Origin of the sequence: Paenibacillus phytorum, from assembly GCF_013141715.1 — a bacterium.
Classification (GTDB): Bacteria; Bacillota; Bacilli; order Paenibacillales; family NBRC-103111; genus Paenibacillus_E; species Paenibacillus_E phytorum.
In genome coordinates this window covers 56,609-75,258 of the sequence record NZ_WHOA01000104.1, presented here as the reverse complement: position 1 = coordinate 75,258, position 18,650 = coordinate 56,609, and the positions used below count along the sequence as shown (strand labels likewise).

The following is an 18,650-nucleotide window of genomic DNA, read 5'->3' as shown; positions in this document are numbered from 1 at the left end:
TTACGTCTATAAAGACGTAGAGGGCTCTTTTGCTTTTGCAGGTAGGGAATAAAAGGCAAGGAAAGGAAGCAAAATAACCCCATATCTAGGCATAGGTAAAATGAAGGAGGTTGATCGTTATGAGAATTTGGTTAATGATGCTTCTGGTGCTAGCTGTGGTCATCACAGGGTGCTCCAAGAAGAATGAGGGAGGCACAGCAAGTCCAACTGCTGGAGTGACTGTACAGCCTTCTCCAGGGGCTTCTGCGACGCCAGGAGGGACAAACAGTCCAACGGGCGGAACAGCCGCTACTGCGACACCAAAGGCCGGCGACAATACGACGAAGGATGAGCCGCTTCCTAAAATAACGAAGGAACAGGCAGATAAAATAAGTATGACAGGCACCTACGATGACGTGGTGAAGCTGACAGGATCCAAAGGTAAACTGGTTAAAGATGAGAATGGAAAGAAAACGTATGATTTCGAGATATCCAATCAACCTGGTTATTATGTGCAGCTCGTTTTCTTTGCGGATGGGAAGATATCGGAGAAGCGAGTTTATCAGAAATAACGAGAGCAAAAAGGCCGCACACCCAAATGGGTTGTGTGGCCTTTTTACTTACCACATAAGAAAGTATAAGTTTTCGGTTCCCGAAAACCGCTTTCTTATTGGCGATAAAACCTACATCTAAACGCGGTCGCTCATCTTCGAATGACCTCGATAGAGGTTTTCTCATAGAGAAGAAGTGGTTGTATTAGTGCCTTTATCAAAAATTTTCTCACCATTGCCTGAACCCACATTGCCAAAGAGGATGGTTTCTCGGCAATTGGCATCCGAGATGCGGATTGGTGCTTTGGTACAGGTGTTTAGGCTATTACCCGTTAACTGATTGCTATCCGAGTACGAACCGCTATCTTTGCCTTCAGTAGCGAGTAAAATGCCGTCTGCTTTACAACTGCGAATAGAATTCTGACGAATCTGATTATCATAAGCATTAATGAGGACAATACCGTTATTACCTATAGCTTGGAGCTGGTTATTGGATATGATATTGCGATGAGGGCGTTTTTGCTGGATGTCTGCTTGTCCCACCAATTGAATACCAATATCATCGATATCATTTAGAATATTAGCAGTGATCATATTGGAGATGCAATGACCCTTGAGACGGATGCCATAGGTATACCCTTTATTTCCGCTTGAATTTATAAAATTCTCAATGATGTTATCGGAAAGAGTATTAAACTGACACGGTTCTTCTTTGGGACCGGATATAAGGTCAATCCCAGACTGATAGCACTTCTGCATGCGATTTCTCGCGATGACAGAACGACTGCTGCCATTGGTCAAAGTGATACACGTTTGAAAGAGCATGTTGAATTGATTTTGCACAAAATGATGATTCTTAACATTACTGCACCAGATGCCATAACCTTGGGTATCGTAATCCAGCGTTCCGATGATGTTATCGAAGGTGCAGTTCTCGACAACAACTCGGTTAGAATCAACGGATTTAACGCCATTATCGATCATGGAAAAGGTGCAGTCTGTGATGGTAATATCGCTAGCTTGATCGAGCGCAATTCCGCATTCAACTCGCGGAACTGAGGCATTTCCGAAGGATCCAATTCCTTGGAAGGACAACCCCTGGATATGTACATGCTGAACCGCAGATAAGTTAAGAAGACATAATTTATGGGTGGATGACCGAAGGATGCTGCTGCTGCCGGCCCCCATTAAGGTAATGTTCGCGCTCACGCGTAAGGGTATCTTAAGGAAGTACATGCCTGGCGGGATGTAAACAATGCCACCTGATAAAGCAGCAGTATCGATTGCGCTTTGGATATAAGGAGCGTCGTCTTCATCATAACGTCGGTTGCCGCGGGCTCCGAAATCTTTGACATTATAGAAGAGAGTGGAAGAGGTTGCCGCATGCGCCTTATTGCTAGGCATGAACAAGTCCCCGGCTGCTAAAGCAATGCCAGCGGCACCCAGTGTAGATAACAGCTTTCTACGACTAAAAGAGGATGTGGGAGTTGGGGCTAGATCAATCGAGTGAGACTCACGCAGCGTATGTCTATTTTCGTCCAAAAAGTTCACCTCATACATAGATTGGTAGATATAGTAAATTATAAAGCAAAGTAAGCTGGCCGGAAAGAGCAGCATACAAAAATACAAAAAACCCCTGAACATATCGTTCAGAGGTACTTCCCAATACATAGAGTCGGTACATTTAATGACTCCTATCCCGCCGTCTGTAGCTGACAGAGAAACGGTCAATGATATACCCAACCAAGGCCCATGAAGCGATCGTTAACGCATAAATGATGAGCATTCGAAACATGGAAATTTCATAGATGTTCGTAAATGTTGATGCAAACCATGCTGGTACACTGAGAGCGTAGAACAGCATATAGAAGGCATCATGATCATGAAATAAATAATGAACCAAGCACAAGGCAGCACCTAGGAAGGTAAACAGCCAGGTAAACGTGGTAGTTCTCATAGCTCATTCTCCTACTCATGTTGAACTTCAATTTTACTGCCGTAGATGTTTCCGATGCCATTTCCGATTGTGGTTGCTCGTTTCAGGGAAGGTATCACCCTTTTTCAGTGTCACGATTTTGGGGTTGTTAATCCCCATGTGAAAAGCATTTTCGCCAACTTCGATATACTGACCGTCGTTAGGAACATGATCGCCAGCATTGAATTGTGTCCATTCGCCCATGATGATCACCTCTTCTTAAGAATAACAATCATGTTTAGATTACCCCTTTGGAGGGGAAGCATGTATGAATCCCATTACCAGCTTCCTCCTTCGCAGTTTGTTAGAGAAAAACTTGTAATATGTCGCTCGATTTGCTATAGTATTCAGGTGCGAGTTTTGAATAAGAATCCTCGCTCCTTGCTCCTTCGCTTGTCTGACAAGCTTAAAGAGGAGCCGCTTAGTCCAAAAGGAGGTGAAATACATGCGCAAATATGAACTGATGTACATCATTCGTACAGACGTTGAACAAGAAGTTGTTCAATCTACGGTAGAAAAGTTCCAAGGCATCATCACGAACGGTGGGGGAGAAATCTCCAAACATGACCTGATGGGCAAACGCCGTCTTGCGTATGAGATCAAGAAGTTCCGTGACGGGCACTATGTGCTGGTACACTTCAACGCAGAACCTGCTGTTGTAACTGAACTTGATCGCGTACTTAAGATTTCGGACGAAGTTATTCGTCACTTAATCGTAAACGACGTAGCTTAATACATGCCAGTATTTTCGTCAGGAGGGTTGTTCCATGTTGAACCGTGTTATTCTTATCGGTCGATTGACCAAAGATCCAGAACTTCGTTATACGCCAGCTGGCGTAGCTGTTACACAATTTACACTTGCAGTAGACCGCCCTTTCACGAATTCACAGTCGAAAGAACGGGAAGCGGACTTTATCAATATCGTCACGTGGAGGCAGCTTGCTGAAACATGCGCGAACTATTTGCGTAAAGGTCGTTTAACAGCAGTGGAAGGACGTATTCAGGTGCGGAATTACGACAACAATGAGGGCAAACGCGTTTATGTGACCGAAGTTATTGCCGATAATGTACGTTTCCTAGAATCCAGCAACAGCGGCGGTAATCGCGAAGAAGGCGGATCATCTAACGCAAACGCAAGCTACGGCGGCGGAAGCGGCAGTGGCAATCGTGGCGGTGGATCGCGCGAGCAGCAGGATCCTTTCATAGATGACGGAAAACCGATCGATATTTCCGATGATGACTTGCCATTCTAAAGTAGAAAGGACTGAACAAACTAATGGCTTTCCAAAAAAGAGATAACAACAGTGAAGATCGCGGCGACCGCAAATTTGCTCCTCGTGGTAAAGGCGGTAAAGGTAAACGTCGTAAGGTTTGTTACTTCACAGTAAACAAAATCAAGCACATTGACTATAAAGATATTGAAACTCTTAAAAAGTTCATCAGTGAGCGCGGGAAGATTCTTCCTAGACGTGTAACTGGTACTTCCGCTAAGTACCAACGTGCATTGACGATCGCTATCAAGCGCTCCCGTACAATCGCATTGTTGCCTTACACAACGGAATAGGGTTAAACCAAGAAGGCAGCTGTATCTAACGGCTGTCTTTTTTGTATGCCAAGAAGCAAACGACGGGGGGAGAAACCAATCGTGAAAATCCACAAAGAGCAGGCCGAACACTACATATGGGGCGATGGTTGTGACGGTTGGTACCTGGAACGGGATGCGGATAGGACGATTATCCAAGAGCGAATGCCAGCGGGTACATGTGAAGTTAAACATGTGCATCAAAAGTCGAAGCAGTTTTTCTTCATTTTAAGTGGAGAAGCTAAGATGTGGATTGATGGTACGGTCATCACCCTTAAGTCGCAGGAAGGTTGTACGATCTTGCCCGGTATTCCGCACCAAATTCGTAACGAATCCTTCGAAGCTGTCGAATTTCTAGTGATTTCAACACCATCAACGCAGGGGGATCGAACAGCTCTGTAGAGGCTTTCTTTTCTTGTGCCTATTTGTGGTATAATTGACACAATAGTCATTGCTGAATGAGGAGAGATGACGGTTGCTGAATAGGGAAAAGGATGTTGACCTAGCCAGACGGGCCAAAGTCATTGAATGGCTCAAGACAGAAGTCGTAGATCATGTGGCTCATCTGCTCAAAGGCATATGGGAAGGCAGCCATGTGAAAATTGTAGATGGATTAGCCAGCTTAATTTCGAGCGGTTACATCCTAGGCAGAAGACTAGGCATTTCCTTTCACAGTTTAGACGAAGCTATTGTAGAGAAAATGAAGAAGCACCGCCAAGAGGGCCATCAACTTGAGGATTGGTACGGCGACATTTCATCGTTAGAAGAACATTTACGTAAGAGGTGAGCCCGGTTGGGGAAACGAAGTTGGCAAAGCATCATATGGAGCGCAGTGACGATCGTCTCATTGCTATCTCTAATGACGCCTTTTATTATTTTCACATTTAGTTTTCTCATGATTCCAGTTTTAATGTTATATGTAAAATCAAGCACAAGGCGTTTCGTCATTAGCTATGTGCTCAGCTTGCTCGTTGTTTATATACTTACCCAATGGCAAGGGATATTCCTCATGTCGGTTTCTCTATTCTTCTTACCGCCTGTTCTGGTCATGGGTAACTTATACAAACGTAAAGCAGCGGCAAGATCAGTGTTAACGGCAGGAATTATCACGATTCTGGCAGAGTCACTGGTGAGTCTTGTTATTGGGTATGCGCTCGGATTTGATCCGGTTGCGAAGTTCAAGCTATTCATGATGGAAAGTATAGCGAGTATGCCTCCAGGCATTCGTGATATTTTGCCGAAAGATCAGGATTGGTATGTCAATTTCATCGTGCAAGTGATTCCTTTATATTTAATTTTCGTAGCTCTATTCTACACGTTTGTGTCCCACGGCATTAGCCGCTGGCTGCTCAACAAAACAGGAGAAGGAATTCCAGGATTACGCCCGATGAGGGAGTGGATGCTGCAGAAATCGCTTGTCTGGATCTATTTGGTTGTATTTGTTTTAGATTTATTTGTTAATCCGGCTTCAATTTCGCTGATTTCTACGTTACTAATGAATGCGATGCCGCTGCTTATGCTAGCCTTCGCTATTCAGGCGATTTGCTTTCTATTCTTTGTTGCCCATGCGAACAAGTGGAAGCCTATATTGCCAATCGTGGCGATTGTATTAGTTTGCTTCATGCCTCCTTTATTTATCGTTTACAGCTTATTAGGGGTATTTGATGTTGCGTTTCCAATCCGAGAACGGTTCAAGAAAAATATATAGGATTAGGAGCTAGTTCGAATGCCGAAGTTCCTTTTAAAGCGGTGGCACGGTCAACATATCGTGTGGATTTTCGTCCTACTCATCATTTTGACAGCCATTATTTATATGTTCAAATGGTGGCTGGGCCTTACAGCCTTCCTGATTTGCGGGGTATTAGCATACTTTACGCTGCAAGCGGAGACGGCTTTTCGTAGAGAGTTAAATACGTACGTCGGAACGATTACACATCGGGTGAAAAAAGCGGGCAATGAAGTCATGAGTGGCCTTCCCATCGGAATTATTTTATATAATGAAGAGAAGCGCATCGAGTGGCACAACCCATTTGTGGCAAAAATGCTTGAGAAGGATTCGGTCATTGGCGAGTCGCTATTTGAATTCTTCCCTGATTTGAAAAACAAAAAGGACAAAAGCGACAAAAGTGACAAGCTGGAGCTGTCCATTGGAAAGTTTATTTATCAAGTATGGATTAAGCCAGAGGAGCGGCTGCTTTATTTCCGTGAAATAACGGAGCAAGCGATTTTGGCGAAGAAGTATGAAGATGAGAAAACGGCGATCGGTATCGTAATGATGGATAATCTAGAGGAGTCGACGCAAGGTCTCGATGATCAGACTCGCAGTATTATGCTGGCTAAGGTGACTGGTGAGATTACCGAATGGGCTCAGAAGTACCAGATATATTTGCGCCGGACGTCATCGGATCGTTTCCTTATTCTGATGGATCAGAAGGCTTTGCGCCAACTGGAACAAACGCGTTTTGAAATCCTGGACGAAGTGCGGGATCTGACGATTGAAAATAAGCTTCCATTGACGCTTAGTATTGGGATCGCTTCAGGAGCTGAACAGCTCATGGAACTTGGTCAAATGGCACAGATGGGACTAGATATGTCACTCGGCCGCGGCGGCGATCAGGTAACGGTCAAAGTCGGACAGCGACTTTCCTTCTATGGCGGAAGAACGAATGCGGTTGAGAAGCGTACGCGGGTTCGAGCTAGAGTTATTTCTCACGCCTTGCGTGATCTAATGAAGGATAGCGATAAAGTGATCATCATGGGTCATCGGTTCCCCGATATGGACTCCGTTGGCGCAGCGATTGGTGTCTTGAAGGCTGTACAGGTTGTCGGCAAAGAAGGCTACATTGTACTGGAGGGCGTTAATCCCTCGATTCAGAAGGTCATGGAGACGATTGCTGCCGATGAGCGGCTGCATCGTTGGTTCATTACGCCCGAACAGGCGATGCAGATTACGACACAGCGCTCGCTGGCGGTTGTTTTGGATACACATAAGGCGTCCATGGTAGCCGAGCCTAAGCTGCTGCAGCAGACGCACAGGGTCGTGGTGGTCGATCACCATCGCCGTAGTGAGGAGTTCATCCATGATGCGACACTCGTCTATATGGAGCCGTATGCGTCCTCAACGTGCGAGCTTGTGACAGAGCTGCTTCAATATATCAATGAAAAGCTAACCATGGAAGTGTTGGAGGCAACGATGCTGCTGGCTGGGATCGTGGTGGATACGAAGAGTTTCAGCCTCCGTACAGGAGCAAGAACCTTCGAAGCGGCATCCTATTTGCGCCGAAATGGTGCTGATTCCTCATTAATCCAGCGATTGCTGAAGGAAGATCTCGATTCGTATATCGAGAGAGCAGAGGTCATTAAACTAACAGAAACGATTTACGAACATGTCGCATTGGCAGTTGCTGAGCCAAATCGCAAATATTCTCAGTTGATGATTGCGCAAGTAGCTGATACATTGTTGAATATGACGAATATTATGGCATCCTTTGTCATCGCCGAACGACCGGACGGATTGATCGGGATTAGCGCAAGATCGCTAGGACAGATGAACGTTCAGATCGTTATGGAGCGTTTGGGCGGAGGCGGGCATTTAACGAATGCAGCTACGCAGATAGATGGCACCTTAGAGGAAGCAACGAATCGATTGAAGAAAGTACTTGAAGAAATGCAGGAAGAGGAGGGACTTTTCGAATGAAAGTAATTTTACTAAAAGACGTAAAAGGCCAAGGTAAGAAGGGCGAAGTGAAAGAAGTATCTGAGGGTTACGCACAGAATTTCCTAATCGCGCAGGGGCTTGCTGCTCCAGCTACACAAGGAACTGTTAAGGTGCTGGATAATCAGAAAAAAGCCGAGCAGCGCCGCAAGGATCAAGAGAAAGCCGATGCTCAGGCGCTTGGTGAGAAGCTTGGTGAAATGACCGTTCAAATCAAGGCGAAAGCCGGTGAAGGCGGACGTCTATTCGGAGCCATCCCTAGCAAGCAAATCGCAGAGATTTTAGAGAAGCAGTACAAGATCGTAATCGATAAGCGCAAAATCGTGCTGGAAGATCCAATTCGTACGCTTGGTGTGACGAAGGTTGCTGTGAAACTGCACAGTGAAGTAACTGCTAGCTTGAACGTACACGTGACGGAAGAGAAGTAAGAAGTCGAGTGACGGAACGTGGATAGTGGCGTTCCGGAGCATGGGAAGACAGCGTCCCAGAGCAAGAGAAAACAGCGTTACGGAGAAAGAACATGGATGAAGGTAAGAGTCCCTTGGAGGGGCTCTTATCTATTGTGAGGTTATACCGCGGTTGGTGAATCTACGAGGTAGTTCTCGTAGTTTTGCTGTGGGGAGATTTATTAGATGTCTGTAAAGATATTTAAGAGTTTAGAGAGTTTAATAGAGTAAGAGTAAAAGATGAACCATGGATGATAGAAAACGATTGAAGAGTTTCTCATCCATTTGTGAAGCAAAGCTAGTAAACTAACTAACGAAAAGAAAGGCGGGTACAGCAGCATGAGCGGAGATAATATGTTTATGGATCGTGTACCCCCACAAAATATAGAAGCCGAGCAAGCCGTACTCGGTGCTATTTTGATTCACGGCGAAGCCTTGATTACCGCCATGGAGCGGATATCAAGCGACGACTTCTATCGTGGTACACATCAACGCATCTTCGAGGCGATCGTAGAACTCGCAGAAGAGCAGGAACCTGTCGACCTTATCACACTTACGTCGCGCTTACAGAACAAGCAGCAGCTTGAAGAGATCGGCGGCGTGACGTATCTTTCTGAGTTGGCCAATGCAGTGCCAACAGCAGCAAACATTGACTACTACGCAGCTATCGTCGAGGAAAAGTCAATGTTACGCCGCCTTATCCGAACGGCGACCCAGATCGTCTCCAATGGCTATGCCAATGAGGACGATGTAGGGTCGATGCTCAGCGAGGCGGAGGCGAAGATCCTTGAGATCTCGCAGCGCCGCAGCTCAAGCGGCTTCGTGGTTATTCGCGATGTGCTCATGGAAGTATTCGAGAAAGTTGAGCAGCTTTACTCGAATAAGGGAGGGTCAACGGGGATCCCTTCGGGCTTTATTGACCTCGACAAGATGACGTCCGGCTTCCAGCGTTCGGACCTTGTCATCTTGGCCGCCCGTCCTTCCGTAGGTAAGACCGCGTTCGCGCTGAACGTTGCGCAGAACGTCGGCGTACGGGCCAAAGAAACCGTCGCCATCTTCTCTCTGGAGATGGGCGCGGCGCAGCTCGTACAGCGTATGATCTGCGCGGAAGCGAACGTCGACGCGAACCGCATGCGGACGGGTTATCTCGAGGGCGACGACTGGGAGAAGCTGACGATGGCGATTGGCGCCTTGTCCGAGGCGAACATCTACATCGATGATTCACCATCGATTACGGTCGCGGACATCCGCGCGAAGTGCCGTCGTCTGCAGCAGGAGAAGGGGCTCGGCATGATCCTCATCGACTACCTGCAGCTGATTGCCGGCCGCGGCAAAGGCGATAACCGTCAGCAGGAGGTCTCTGAGATCTCCCGTACGCTGAAGCAAATTGCGCGTGAGCTCAACGTTCCGGTCATCGCGCTCTCGCAGTTGAGCCGGGGTGTTGAGCAGCGGCAAGACAAGCGTCCGATGATGTCTGACCTTAGGGAATCGGGATCCATCGAGCAAGATGCCGACATCGTAGCGTTCCTCTACCGGGACGATTACTACGATAAGGAATCCGAGAAGAAGAACATTATCGAGATTATTATTGCTAAGCAGCGGAACGGTCCTGTAGGAACCGTAGAGCTGGCCTTCTTGAAGCAATTTAATAAGTTCGTGAATATGGATCGAAGTCATCAGGAAGCAGCAGCCGCGCAGTATTGACGGCTGCTTTTTTTAATTTTCAGAGGGCTAACCTATTAGTTTGTGCAATATCCGAACGATTATACGGGCACCTGTGTAATTGTTCGTTTTTAATTGACTTTGCTCAGGGGGACTGCTACACTAGAGACGGTGAAAAAACCTTGGTCGAATGCCTGCTTATCGCAAGGCAACTTCGAAATAAGGTCGTTTTTCATGCCGTAAGGTAGGTTCCCTTCCTGCAGATGACTGCCGAAGAAACCTGGATGTTCCTTTGCGGTGAGTAAGCCCTCTGAACCGGTTCGCCAAGTGTGTAACGGTGTATAGAGGTATTTGCATCGCCAGAGGGAAAGTATGATGGACGCTAGACGCTTTAGCGCTTTAATGAAGTCCAACTTCTCTCTGTGGTACTAAAGCCATAACGGCTCATTATGGGTGATTCGTCACCGTACGGAGGTAAGTGCATATGTCAACGGTTGTTGTTGTCGGTACGCAATGGGGAGATGAAGGGAAAGGGAAAATCACGGATTTCTTAGCGGAATCTGCTGAGGTCGTTGCTCGTTATCAAGGTGGTAACAATGCTGGCCATACGATCATTATTAGTGGGAAGAAATATAAGCTAACGATGATTCCTTCAGGTATTTTTTACAAAGATAAAGCATGTGTAATCGGGAATGGAATGGTTATTAACCCGGCTGCGCTCATTGAAGAAATTAACTACATTCATGATAATGGTTTTACGACGACGAACCTCAACATCAGTGACCGCGCGCATGTCATTATGCCGTATCATTTGTTGATGGATGGTCTGGAAGAAGATCGCAAAGGTGATAGCAAAATTGGTACGACCCGCAAAGGAATCGGACCTTGTTATATGGATAAAGCAGCTCGTAACGGTATTCGTATCGCTGATTTGATGGATGCGGAAGAGTTCGAATTGAAGCTTAGACGCATCGTTGCTGAGAAAAACGTTGTGATTGAGCAAGTTTACGGTTCACAGGGTCTTGATGTAGAACCAATTCTCAAAGAATATCTCGAGTACGCTGAAGTCATTCGTCCCTATGTAACGGATACGTCGGTTGTATTGAACCAATACATTGATCAAGGGCGCAGAGTATTGTTCGAAGGCGCACAAGGCGTTATGTTGGATATCGACCAAGGTACATACCCGTATGTTACCTCCTCGAACCCAACCGCAGGCGGTGTATGTATCGGTTCAGGCGTAGGCCCAACGAAAATCCACAACATCATTGGTGTGGCAAAAGCTTACACGACGCGTGTTGGAGATGGCCCGTTCCCTACGGAGCTGGACAACGAAATCGGCGCTTGGATTCGTGAAAAAGGCTTTGAATACGGTACAGTAACGGGTCGTCCACGTCGTGTTGGTTGGTTCGACAGCGTTGTTGTTCGTCACGCAAGACGCGTTAGCGGAATCACGGGCTTGTCCCTTAACTCCATTGACGTTCTGACTGGTCTTGAAACGGTAAAAATTTGCACAGGCTACATGTACCGCGGCGAGTTGATTGAGCACTACCCGGCTAGCCTGAAAGCTATCTCCGAGTGTGAAGCTGTATATGAAGAGCTTCCAGGTTGGACAGAAGACGTATCCGGCGCACGTACGCTGAGCGATCTGCCTGAGAATGCCAGACATTATGTGGAGCGTGTTTCTCAGCTGACAGGTATTCCAATCGCGATCTTCTCCGTAGGTCGTAACCGTGAGCAAACGAACCTGGTTCGTCCAATCTACGCATAATTATAACCAAATGAGGCGTAATGTTCGCTTTTTCCTGAATAACTTAAGAAATCCTCTAGGCTGTTTGCGGCTTAGAGGATTTCTTTTTTATCAAAAAGGGATTTAATGGAGATGATTTCGTCAATACTGGGAGGGAGGAACATGATTATGCGCCAGGAGTGATAATGAGAATGAAATTAATAGCATGGTTAAGTAAGATCGTCATTGGAACAGTCCTGATTACATCGATTACGATGTTTACGACATGGTATGTTGTAAACATGTACGTGGAGGATATATTTCGACAATATCAGATCCCAGCTTTGGGTAAAAAGGTTCAATTTAACGAATTTGCTGCAAGATTGGCGGGTGAGCTGAATATAGTTATGCGTAGAGACGGGGGGAAGCAAGCTGCCCCATCTGAAAGCCCTGCACCAACGAAGCCTGTTCCTAGTCTCAACCCGTCTGGAAGCCTATCTAACCCTAGTTCAAACGATCAACTTCCCACAAGTGGAGTTAGTTCTAATGACGGTGGAGATGCTTCCCAAGGAGCCAAGGATGATGCCGTAGCCGTTATGGGAAGAGCGCGAAGTGAAGCGAACGAGCAGAAAAAGGAACTCGTCATGTCGACGGAGGATTTTGCCAAAAAGAAAGAAGCACTGTCTAGCGACGATAAGATGAAAATATTTTCTCTAGTTGTTGCCAAGCTGCCGCAAAGTGACGTGCAGAATCTATCCGTTTTGCTCGAAGATGGGATTACCACAGAAGAGTTAAAGCAGGTCAATGACACGCTTAAAAAGTACTTAAGTGAGAAGGAATTGAAGCAGCTTACAGATATCCTAAGCAAGTATTAATGGAGTTGTCCGCCGTATTTGATAATCGTATCCTCAGCTTGGCGATAGCGTGACTTCTCAACACTTACCATGAGTGCAAAGGAGGACTCAGCAGCAAAGCTGTCTACGGATTGAATGAAGCTGTCAGCTTGTTGATCAGAATTAGGCACTACGCTATTATCGAATTTGATATCTAGTACACCTTGCAATTTAAGTACTTCCGCCGCTTGCTCTAAATTATCCCTATTTTGGAATGTAGCCGACAAATTAATTTCCATCGTTGATGTCCCCTTTCAATTTTTCATGCTAATTCGTCAATCCTTGTAGCAGTGCGCATATTCTCTTGGATTTTCATACAAAAAAATGAATTTTTAGCGCCTTCTTTTGGTGATGGACACGAATCTATCACATGGATATCGAGTATTTTGTTGAAATAGGCAGAGAAAGTGTGTTAAATTTAACAAAAGGAAGACATCCTTCATGGATATTATGTCTAATCAAGGTTTATTTATGTATCTTCGGATGCAAAACCGTTCAAAGGGAGAAGATCATGACAGGTTTCAGGGGAATGCGCTTTGTCATGGATCTCATCAAGAGATTCACGCCTAAGCGAGAAAGCTTGACCGGAAATGAATCAATATCAGACAAGCAGCTGGAAGAATCAACGACAACAACGACGCTAACGGTAATGAAACGACATAAATGGTCCCTTGCTCTGGGAGTTAGTGCAATCGCTCTAACTGGGATAATTACGTTTACTGGACATCAATATGTAGAGGCAGGCATGGTGAATGTGTATCATGTTAAGCTGGATGGCCAAGAAATAGGTATTGTAAGTGACAATAAGATTATTGATGAATATAAGCAAAGAAAACCGCAAGAAGTTCAACAAAAATTCCCAGATGTGCATGTCGTGCTGAAAACTAACGGAGTTACCTATGAGTCTGAAAAGGCTTTCAACGTAAAATCCGATGATTCAGTTGTTTTGGCAACACTTGATAAGCTGCTTGTGCCGCAACCGGTCGGCATTGAATTGAAGGTAGATGGGAAAACCATCGCAATTGTGAAGGATCAGCTGACGGCTGATCGGATTCTTGAACAAGTAAGTGCACCCTTCGCGCCTAAAGCCAAGGAAACCGCTAAGGTAGCTGCGCTATCAACAGAGTTGGGTGAGGATATCACAACAGCACCATCGGAACTCGAGAAAGTAGAGTTTATTCAGCAAGTCGATACTAAGGAAGTTCCTATCGAACCAGATGATTTGGCTAAACCGGATGATGTCGTTAAGAAGCTCAAGACCGGTGATGTACAGCCTGCCAAGTATACGGTTGTCGAAGGAGATTGTGTCTCCTGTATCGCGAAAAAATTAGGGATTACGAAGCAATTCATTTATGATAAGAACCCCGGACTTCAAGATGATAAGCTGAAAATTGGCAACCAACTTGATGTGACGGTGCTCAAACCAACGCTCTCTGTTAAGACAACAGAACGGGTTGTACAGAATCAGGAGATTCAATACGACACGGAGTATGTGAAAGATGATTCACTTCGTGTAGGTGTAGTTCAACCGATAACGGCTGGAAAGAATGGGCTGAAGAAGGTTACGATTCAAGTGACGAAGGTCGACGGTTTAATGACCGAAGAGAAGCTTGTGAATGAAGAGATCATTGATAAACCTGTTATGGCTAAGGTGAAAAAAGGAACGAAAGTGGTTCAAGGTGAAGGCTCAGGGAAGTTCGCGTGGCCTGTCATTTCCCCAAGTATTTCAAGTACGTTCGGCGTGCGTTGGGGTAAGCTTCACAAAGGGATTGATATCACAGGCAATAAGAATATCATGACGGCCGATAACGGCAAAGTCACGGAAACCGGTTATAAATCCGATTACGGCAATTATATTATTATTAATCATTTGAACGGTTACGAGACGTTATATGGTCATTTGAGCAAAATCACCACCACCGAAGGTACAATCGTCGAAAAGGGCGATAAAATCGGTATTATGGGAAGTACAGGCGACTCCACGGGTGTTCACTTGCATTTTGAGATTCACAGAAGTGGTAGTTTAGAAAATCCTTTAAAGTATTTAAACCGCTAATTATAGATAGAGGCAAGGTCAAACCGGACAATTCGGGGGGCCTTGTCTCTTTTTTCCACAATAGAAAGAATAAGTTTCGATTTGCATCGGGTAGAGGGTTTCTCACTTGAATGTATGATAAAATAGAGGGTAGTATGCAGGAAATAGACTGACTTTACATGCTCGTCCTTGTAGGACGTAGTCATTTATCCTTGAGTAGGCGGTGGTAGGTTTGTTTGGTAAAATTCTCGTGGTGGATGACGAACAACCGATTGCAGATATTTTGAAATTTAATTTGGAAAAAGAGGGCTACCAGGTCATCTGTGCGTATGACGGCGGAAGCGCGGTAGAGCTTGCTTTCTCTGAGCAGCCCGATCTGATATTACTGGATCTCATGCTGCCTGTGAAGGATGGGATGGATGTGTGCCGAGAGGTTCGCTCGAAGCTGAATACTCCTATCATTATGCTCACAGCGAAAGATACAGAACTGGATAAAGTGCTTGGCCTAGAGATGGGCGCAGACGACTATGTGACCAAGCCTTTCGGCACTAGGGAGCTGCTTGCAAGGGTGAAGGCGCACCTGCGCAGACAGACGAAAGCGCAGTCGGCTCCAAGCGAGTCTGACACGCAGCGGAATGGGATGCGTATTCATGCCCTGTTTATCGATAACGACATGTACATGGTGTATAAAGATGGCACACCGCTCGATTTGACGCATCGGGAGTTCGAGCTTATTCAGTATTTGGCCAAAAATTCAGGCAAAGTGATGACACGCGAGCACCTGCTGCAGGCTGTGTGGGGCTTTGAATATTTCGGCGACGTACGAACAGTCGATGTAACGATTCGGCGCTTACGCGAGAAGCTGGAGACGGACCCGAGCCGTCCGGAGTATATTATGACGCGCAGGGGCCTTGGCTACTTAATGCGCAGTCCTAAGGCCGGAGGCTTCTGAGCATGAAGGGCATCCGCTTCTTTCAATCGATTCAAGCGAAGCTGATTATTATTTATGTCTTACTCATTCTGATCGCGATGCAGCTCATTGGCGTGTATTTCTATAAGACAGTTGAGACGTATTTTAAGAATGACTTTTTGGCTTCACGCAACAGTCAGGTGACGCTGCTGGCCGGCTTTGTGGGTCCATACCTCACCGGGGATCAGGATAGCAAGAACGCTGCCGAAGGCAAGAAGACGTATGCGGATTTGAACGAATTCGTCAGCAATTTATTTTCTATTAATAATGCGGAAATTCAAATTATAGATGTGAATGGGAATGTCATCAGCACATCAGTTCCTAATCATTTGAAACAAAAAAACACGCAGCCCGAAGTTATCAGAGCGTTGCAAGGGATTAAGGATAACCAACGGATCTTCACAGATGGGGATGGTTATCGGAAGGTCATTATCGCCAAGCCGGTAGGTAGCGGTGCTCGTGTCTTGGGTGCGGTATACATTATCGCTTCCATGGAAGATGTTTATAAAACGATCCGATCGATTAACCGCATTCTCATCTCGGGAACCTTGATCGCTCTGGGGCTAACCGCTATTCTTGGTGTGCTACTTACCAGTACGATAACGAATCCGATCAAAGAGATTACGAAGCAGGCGACAGCTGTCGCAGAAGGCAACTTTGATCAACAGGTTATTATTCAAGGGACCGATGAGATTGGGCAGCTCGGTCATACATTTAATTTTATGATGAATAGGCTCAAAGAAGCGCTCTCGCTGAATGAAGAAGAGAAGGAGAAGCTCGCTTCGATCTTAACGAATATGAATGACGGAATCATTGCGACGGACGATAGAGGCCATGTCATCGTGCTTAACCGCAGGGCGAAACAGATTCTACAAACGGAAGAGGAAACGACGCTTGGTCTGGACATATCTGAGGTACTCGGTATTCCGATGGATACGATTCGCGGTTTCCTCCAGGGTCATGTTAGTACGACGCTGCTGGATATTAATCTTCCCGATGACGATGAGCAGTTATCCGTACGTATCACGTTCACGCCGATTCATCGTCGAGGTGAGGGGCAGAACGGGATTATTGCGGTGCTGCAAGACGTAACGGATCAAGAGAAGCTAGAACAGGCAAGGCGTGAGTTCGTAGCGAACGTGTCGCATGAGCTGCGTACGCCGCTGACGACGATCAAGAGCTATCTGGAAGCGCTCGATGATGGCGCGATCGAGGAGCCGCAGCTGGCTTCACGCTTCATTAGCGTTACCCGCAGTGAGACGGAGAGGATGATCCGCTTAGTGACGGATCTTTTGCATCTATCGAGGCTTGATTCCAAGCAATCGATGATGAGTAAATCCTCGACGCTTGTGAGCGAAATGCTGGAGGAGGTGGCCGACCGCTTCTCTTTCCAGCTGCAGCAGCGGAAGATTCAGATCCTAATTCATGTGGAGCAGGGCGTGACCAGCTTACTGCTCGATCGAGATAAAATTGATCAAGTACTCGACAATCTCGTGTCGAATGCGATTAAGTATACGGGTGATGAAGGGGCCATTCGGCTAGAAGCGAGGAAGATCGAGAAGGATGTTCTGGAAATTTCGGTTCAGGATAACGGAATTGGTATCCCGAAGAAAGATTTGTCTCGTATTTTTGACCGATTCTATCGGGTGGATAAAGCGCGTTCACGCAATATGGGCGGTACGGGGTTAGGTCTTTCAATTGCCCGGGAAATAGTAAAAGCACATGGCGGCTCTATCATTTTGGAATCGGAGCTGGGACAAGGAACTCGTGTTGTGTTCACACTGCCGATTCAGCAAGAGGAGGAAGATGAGCTATGATCGAGAGTCTGAAATCCATCCTTCTTGTTGTCCTGATTGGGACGAGCTTGTACCAAAGCTTCTATCTTGCTTCTTACACCCCGCCGAAGATTGAGCCTATTCAACAAAGTAATTATGTTCAGACGGAGACATTAGGGAAGCAATTGGAGCTGCATGACATGCTGTTCCCTGATCAAATCATTGTTCACTTAGGTAATCAGCAGCACTCTGTTCTGTATCCTAACAATTACTACTACACACGACTGCTCGATAATATTAAGCAGCGAAGCTTTAAAGGCTTTCGCAAAACGTCCATGTATTTGGTCAATGTGAACTGGGAAGAAGTTCGAACGAAACAGCAAGGAGTTGAGATTCGGTTCCGCGACGGTATCCCTTTTACGATTCTTCAGCAGCTGCTTCGAATTGAAGGCGAATTGCCGATTGATAATGATAAAATCACACGGATTTGGATTTACTCTAAGGGTAATAACGAGGATGTGCGTGCGTTCTTCTTTACGGATTCCCCTGGCGTTGGGTACGAAGTCATCTCAGCCGATTTTACAAGTAAAGATGTGGAAAATTTCGCGGCATTTGGTGACCTGACGAATCTATACAAAACGACAAACAGCGGGGATTACTATCTCCCATTAAAGCCGCTGCGACTGCCGAACTATATATTTAGCTATAGCTTGTTGACGGCAGATCAATTGAAACAAAGCCTGTTCGTTGATCCGGGTATTACACGATATCTCAAAGAGCGCGACGGTTCTGAAATTTACACGGACAGCAAGCGCGGTTTTCAGCTAAATCGAGATATGCGGTGGGTCACGTATTCGGATCCTGTTGCACCCGTAGAAAGTAAAACAGATGTATTAGATGACTTGCAGGCGGGTATCAAATTTATTAATCAGCATATTGGGTGGGATGGGAAATATATAGTTTCTCGCACGCCACAGAAGCAGTTAATCGATAATCATTCGTTCACGTTCCGACAGTACTATGAATCTTTGCCAATTATTACGCCGCAGGCTGAGGGCTATGGTTCCATGAAAATGCAAGTTCAGAAGGGAATTATTTCTGGATTCGAGAGGTCGATGATTATTCCCGATCTGAAGACGGTACAGCGGCGTGATTTTGAAATCATGTCTGGTGACACTTTGGAAGAAAGGCTGCAATCTTATCAGAAGCGTTCTAGTATTGTTTCTATTTTCCCAGCGTATCGTCCGGTAATAACGGATAAGACGCTTGTATTGACGGCAACATGGGCTATTGAGCTGCGTGATGGCACGTACGATTTTGTGGAGTAAGCAGTTTTAT

The 18,650-nt window shown here is 46.0% G+C and carries 20 protein-coding genes; 16 read left to right on the top strand and 4 right to left on the bottom strand.

Annotated features, from left to right (window positions below; translation table 11 throughout):
* The first annotated feature begins 119 nt into the window (after window positions 1-119).
* On the top strand, window positions 120-551 hold the full coding sequence (locus tag GC098_RS16480) for a hypothetical protein (RefSeq protein ID WP_171644217.1): 432 nt from the start codon (window positions 120-122) through the stop codon (window positions 549-551).
* A gap of 162 nt (window positions 552-713) precedes the next feature.
* On the opposite strand, the gene GC098_RS16475 is transcribed toward GC098_RS16480, so the two are convergent.
* The 3 genes from GC098_RS16475 to GC098_RS16465 form a co-directional block, all read right to left on the bottom strand.
* Window positions 714-2,072 carry a right-handed parallel beta-helix repeat-containing protein gene (locus GC098_RS16475; RefSeq protein ID WP_171644216.1) on the bottom strand — a complete coding sequence of 453 codons (1,359 nt, stop codon included), beginning with the start codon at window positions 2,070-2,072 and terminating at the stop codon, window positions 714-716.
* A gap of 142 nt (window positions 2,073-2,214) precedes the next feature.
* On the bottom strand, window positions 2,215-2,487 hold the full coding sequence (locus GC098_RS16470) for a hypothetical protein (RefSeq protein ID WP_171644215.1): 273 nt from the start codon (window positions 2,485-2,487) through the stop codon (window positions 2,215-2,217).
* A gap of 33 nt (window positions 2,488-2,520) precedes the next feature.
* Window positions 2,521-2,709 carry a YjzC family protein gene (locus GC098_RS16465; protein ID WP_057304405.1) on the bottom strand — a complete coding sequence of 63 codons (189 nt, stop codon included), beginning with the start codon at window positions 2,707-2,709 and terminating at the stop codon, window positions 2,521-2,523.
* Between the two features lie 241 nt (window positions 2,710-2,950).
* Here GC098_RS16465 and rpsF point away from each other — a divergent pair, with 241 nt between their 5' ends.
* The 11 genes from rpsF to GC098_RS16410 all read left to right on the top strand — a co-directional run bounded on the left by rpsF (window position 2,951) and on the right by GC098_RS16410 (window position 12,514).
* Complete coding sequence (gene rpsF / locus GC098_RS16460; RefSeq protein WP_028557223.1) at window positions 2,951-3,238, top strand: 30S ribosomal protein S6; 288 nt, start codon at window positions 2,951-2,953, stop codon at window positions 3,236-3,238.
* A gap of 34 nt (window positions 3,239-3,272) precedes the next feature.
* The gene (gene ssb / locus GC098_RS16455) at window positions 3,273-3,758 is read left to right on the top strand and encodes a single-stranded DNA-binding protein (RefSeq protein ID WP_029196140.1); all 486 of its coding nucleotides are present in this window, start codon (window positions 3,273-3,275) and stop codon (window positions 3,756-3,758) included.
* 23 nt (window positions 3,759-3,781) lie between these two features.
* Window positions 3,782-4,069, top strand: a complete 288-nt coding sequence (rpsR, locus tag GC098_RS16450) for a 30S ribosomal protein S18 (protein WP_029196139.1) — start codon at window positions 3,782-3,784, stop codon at window positions 4,067-4,069.
* 81 nt (window positions 4,070-4,150) lie between these two features.
* On the top strand, window positions 4,151-4,489 hold the full coding sequence (locus GC098_RS16445) for a cupin domain-containing protein (protein WP_171644214.1): 339 nt from the start codon (window positions 4,151-4,153) through the stop codon (window positions 4,487-4,489).
* 73 nt (window positions 4,490-4,562) lie between these two features.
* Entirely contained in the window at window positions 4,563-4,874 is a 312-nt protein-coding gene (locus tag GC098_RS16440) for a MazG-like family protein (protein WP_029196137.1), read from the top strand.
* Window positions 4,875-4,880: 6 nt separating this feature from the next.
* On the top strand, window positions 4,881-5,795 hold the full coding sequence (locus GC098_RS16435) for a DUF2232 domain-containing protein (protein ID WP_171644213.1): 915 nt from the start codon (window positions 4,881-4,883) through the stop codon (window positions 5,793-5,795).
* Window positions 5,796-5,813: 18 nt separating this feature from the next.
* On the top strand, window positions 5,814-7,784 hold the full coding sequence (locus GC098_RS16430) for a DHH family phosphoesterase (RefSeq protein ID WP_171644212.1): 1,971 nt from the start codon (window positions 5,814-5,816) through the stop codon (window positions 7,782-7,784).
* A complete protein-coding gene (gene rplI, locus GC098_RS16425; protein WP_056838752.1) occupies window positions 7,781-8,230 on the top strand; it encodes a 50S ribosomal protein L9 in 450 nt (149 codons plus the stop codon). The genes GC098_RS16430 and rplI overlap by 4 nt, the downstream gene beginning before the upstream one ends.
* Window positions 8,231-8,587: 357 nt before the next feature.
* The gene (gene dnaB / locus GC098_RS16420; protein WP_029196133.1) at window positions 8,588-9,952 is read left to right on the top strand and encodes a replicative DNA helicase; all 1,365 of its coding nucleotides are present in this window, start codon (window positions 8,588-8,590) and stop codon (window positions 9,950-9,952) included.
* Between the two features lie 442 nt (window positions 9,953-10,394).
* On the top strand, window positions 10,395-11,681 hold the full coding sequence (locus GC098_RS16415) for an adenylosuccinate synthase (protein ID WP_171644211.1): 1,287 nt from the start codon (window positions 10,395-10,397) through the stop codon (window positions 11,679-11,681).
* 170 nt (window positions 11,682-11,851) lie between these two features.
* On the top strand, window positions 11,852-12,514 hold the full coding sequence (locus GC098_RS16410; protein WP_171644210.1) for a hypothetical protein: 663 nt from the start codon (window positions 11,852-11,854) through the stop codon (window positions 12,512-12,514).
* Here the strand turns inward: GC098_RS16410 and GC098_RS16405 are convergent.
* A complete protein-coding gene (locus GC098_RS16405; RefSeq protein ID WP_171644209.1) occupies window positions 12,511-12,771 on the bottom strand; it encodes a hypothetical protein in 261 nt (86 codons plus the stop codon). The genes GC098_RS16410 and GC098_RS16405 overlap by 4 nt on opposite strands.
* Before the next feature lie 272 nt (window positions 12,772-13,043).
* Here GC098_RS16405 and GC098_RS16400 point away from each other — a divergent pair, with 272 nt between their 5' ends.
* The 4 genes from GC098_RS16400 to GC098_RS16385 all read left to right on the top strand — a co-directional run bounded on the left by GC098_RS16400 (window position 13,044) and on the right by GC098_RS16385 (window position 18,640).
* On the top strand, window positions 13,044-14,588 hold the full coding sequence (locus GC098_RS16400; RefSeq protein ID WP_171644208.1) for a M23 family metallopeptidase: 1,545 nt from the start codon (window positions 13,044-13,046) through the stop codon (window positions 14,586-14,588).
* A gap of 211 nt (window positions 14,589-14,799) precedes the next feature.
* Window positions 14,800-15,519 (top strand): response regulator YycF, encoded by a 720-nt coding sequence (gene yycF / locus GC098_RS16395; RefSeq protein ID WP_029196128.1) that lies wholly within the window; start codon window positions 14,800-14,802, stop codon window positions 15,517-15,519.
* A gap of 2 nt (window positions 15,520-15,521) precedes the next feature.
* Window positions 15,522-17,354 (top strand): cell wall metabolism sensor histidine kinase WalK, encoded by a 1,833-nt coding sequence (gene walK, locus GC098_RS16390; RefSeq protein WP_171644207.1) that lies wholly within the window; start codon window positions 15,522-15,524, stop codon window positions 17,352-17,354.
* Window positions 17,351-18,640, top strand: coding sequence for a YycH family regulatory protein (locus GC098_RS16385; RefSeq protein ID WP_171644206.1), 1,290 nt, complete (start codon window positions 17,351-17,353; stop codon window positions 18,638-18,640). The genes walK and GC098_RS16385 overlap by 4 nt, the downstream gene beginning before the upstream one ends.
* Window positions 18,641-18,650 lie beyond the last annotated feature (10 nt).